Origin of the sequence: Streptomyces sp. NPDC006265, assembly GCF_040613555.1 — a bacterium.
Lineage (GTDB): Bacteria > Actinomycetota > Actinomycetes > Streptomycetales > Streptomycetaceae > Streptomyces.
The window spans coordinates 1-2,085 of the sequence record NZ_JBEXSH010001211.1; the positions used below are offsets into that span (position 1 = coordinate 1).

Annotated in this window: 3 protein-coding genes; all 3 read left to right on the forward strand. The window is 70.2% G+C overall.

Features of this window, described 5'->3' with window-relative positions:
- Nucleotides 1–260 precede the first annotated feature (260 nt).
- Nucleotides 261–1,418, forward strand: coding sequence for a SchA/CurD-like domain-containing protein (locus tag ABZ281_RS47190; protein WP_356664766.1), 1,158 nt, complete (start codon nucleotides 261–263; stop codon nucleotides 1,416–1,418).
- Nucleotides 1,419–1,486: 68 nt separating this feature from the next.
- Entirely contained in the window at nucleotides 1,487–1,930 is a 444-nt protein-coding gene (locus ABZ281_RS47195) for a cupin domain-containing protein (protein ID WP_356664768.1), read from the forward strand.
- Nucleotides 1,927–2,085, forward strand: a 159-nt coding sequence (locus tag ABZ281_RS47200) for a beta-ketoacyl synthase N-terminal-like domain-containing protein (protein ID WP_356664770.1), incomplete at its 3' end; no start/stop codon positions are given. The genes ABZ281_RS47195 and ABZ281_RS47200, both read left to right, overlap by 4 nt.

A 2,085-nucleotide genomic window follows, 5' to 3' on the forward strand; every position in this document is an offset into this window, starting at 1 on the left:
GGAACGTCGACCGCCCCGCCGCGGCGAGAGGGCCGGTGGAAGCGTTCGTCACCTGTGCGGGGGAGTGCGACCGGCAGGCCGTGACCGCGCGGATCGCCTGGACCGTCCGGGCTCATCTCGTGCCTGCCGTCCCCCGCCCTTCACTCGCGTACGCCGTCCGAGTCGCGCGATGTGCGGGGACGGCCACAGGATCGAGGAAAGCCGACGTCGCACGACCGCGACCGGCGCTCACTTTCCCCTCCGCGAAGGAGATGTGCGGGATGACCACCACGTCCGAACGGGTGGAAGGTTCGCGTGCGCGACAGGCGTCGCACCATGTCTCCCAGTCCGTGTTCGACGGTTCCCGGCTGCGCGTCGTCCTCCTGGTCGACGTCCATGACGGGGCCCAGCACCAGTTCCTCGAAGCTTACGAACAGTTGTGCAACCAGGTCGCATCCGTGCCCGGTCATGTCAGCGACCAGCTGTGCCAGTCGATCGAGAACCCTTCCCAGTGGCTCATCACCAGCGAGTGGGAGAGTGCCCCGCCCTTCCTGGCCTGGGTCAACAGCGAGGAGCATGTGCGGATGGTGGAGCCGCTGCACAGCTGCGTCCGCGACACCCGGTCGCTGCGCTTCCACGTGGTCCGCGAGACCGGCGGCCCGGCGACGGGCATCGACCAGGCGGACCGCAGGCTCCAGACGGCGCCCAGGATCGGTGACGGCGTGATCCGGCACGCGCTCACCTTCACCGTGAAGCCGGGCAGCGAGGAGATCGTCGCCAAGATCCTCGCCGACTACGACTCGCCCGAGCCGAAGGTCGACGACACCACCCGCCTGTGCCGCACCTCGCTCTTCATGCACGGCAACCGGGTGGTGCGGGCCGTCGAGGTGCGCGGCGACCTGCTGGCCGCGCTGCGCCACGTCGCCCGGCAGCCCGAGGTGCGGGCCGTCGAAGAGGCCATCAACCCCCATCTGGAGCAGGACCGGGACCTCAACGACCCCGAGTCCGCCCGGGTCTTCTTCACCAGGGCCGCACTGCCGGCCGTCCACCATGTGATGGCGGAGCGGCAGAATACGCAGGCCGAGCGGTACGCCCTGTACTACCCGGCGCGGCCGGAGCGCGGGATGCAGCTCGCCGAACTCCTGGCCCATCGTGACGAGGCGGCGGCGGACGACCCGCGCAGCCCGGTCCTGCGCAGCACGATCTTCCAGCGCGACGACGTCGTCGTACGGCTGATCGACCTACACGGGGGACTCGAGGCGGCCGACCCCGGTCAGATCCTCGGTCTGTCCGACTCGGCGCAGGCGGCCGAGCTGACGACGCTCCTGGACGACGCCGCGGGCATGGACGTGGCCGCGTCGAAGGACGGCAGCCTCGCGCGCCTGCTCGAACTGGCGCGCATGGATCTCGTCACCGACCGCCGGTCGCCCGACGCCTGATTCGCCATCCGGCGGGAGAGGCGATGCCGCCTCTCCCGCGTTGGCGCAGCACCTCAACGGAGGAACCCGTGATCACATCTCGTCCCAACATCGTGAGCCTGAGCGACGTCGAGCCCAACCGCCGGCGAGGCGGTGACCTGCGTGCCATGCTCACTCCGGCCGCGGTGGGCGCCACCAGTGGATTCATGGGCGTGGCCCTCATCGAGCCCGGTGACCGCATCGGTGAGCACTACCACCCGTACTCCGAGGAGTTCGTGTATGTGGTCTGCGGGCAGCTCGAGGTGGACCTGGACGGAGAGCCGCACCCGCTTCAGCCCGAGCAGGGGCTGCTGATCCCCGTCAACATGCGCCACCGCTTCCGCAACGTCGGCAACGTGGAGGCCCGGTTGGTCTTCCACCTCGGCCCCCTGGCCCCGAGTCCGCCGCTGGGCCACGTCGACACCGAGGAGACCGACATCGAGTCCGCAGTGGTGGGAGCGGAGGCGGCCGAACGACGTCAGGTCCGGTCATGACGAGACGAGTGGCGGTCACCGGCATAGGTATCGTCGCCCCCGGCGGCATAGGCGTGCCGGCGTTCTGGGACCTGCTGGCGGCCGGACGCACGGCGACACGGGCCATCACCTTCTTCGACCCGTCCGGTCTGCGGTCGCGGATCGCCGCCGAGTGC

Coding starts and splice junctions, on each gene's coding strand:
- ABZ281_RS47190 (WP_356664766.1), top strand. CDS start 261: ATGACCACCACGTCCGAACGGGTGGAAGGTTCGCGTGCGCGACAGGCG.